1 protein-coding gene is annotated in these 508 nt (G+C 71.3%); it reads right to left on the bottom strand.

What is annotated here, in order from left to right; all coding sequences use genetic code 11:
- A partial coding sequence (locus tag ENSA7_RS41595; protein WP_280524079.1) for an RHS repeat protein occupies positions 1-508 on the bottom strand: 508 nt, incomplete at both ends.

The raw sequence follows: 508 nt of genomic DNA, 5'->3' as shown, positions 1-508 counted from the left end.
ATGCTGTCGGTGAAGCCCTCGAGCGGGTGCGGCGTGGTCACGCCCGCGCCAGGCGTCAGCGACTTCACGCCGTCGAGCATGAAGCCCGCGATCAGCCCGGAGATCGACGGCCCACCGCTCGGCGGGATCGCGTCGCCGCGCGGGGGCTTACCGCCCGCGCCTGGGCCCTGCTCGCCAGCCGCTTGGCTGGCCTTCGGCTCCGCGCTGCCGCCGGGATGCATCTCGCGCGGTTTGGGTGGGCCTTGCGTGGTTGTACCGCGGCCCTCCATGCCTTTCGCGTCGCGCCCCGGAGGTTTGGCTTGCTCAGAGTCGGCGTCCCCCGCGGGCCTCTCCGTCGGCTCAAACCCGCTCGGATCCGTGCGCGAAAGCGGCTGGTTGAGTACGTACGCGTAGCGGTTCCACCCCTGCGTGCTGTTCGGCGCGACCACGAAGGGATCCGCGCTCGCCATCCGCCCCAGCTGCGGGTCGTACATGCGGCCGCCCATGTTGAGCAACCCGCCGTCTTCTT

The organism is Enhygromyxa salina, assembly GCF_002994635.1.
Classification (GTDB): domain Bacteria; phylum Myxococcota_A; class Polyangia; order Nannocystales; family Nannocystaceae; genus Plesiocystis; species Plesiocystis salina_B.
The sequence above is the reverse complement of the archived record's forward strand: the minus strand, read 5'-3'. Positions and strand labels throughout refer to the sequence as shown.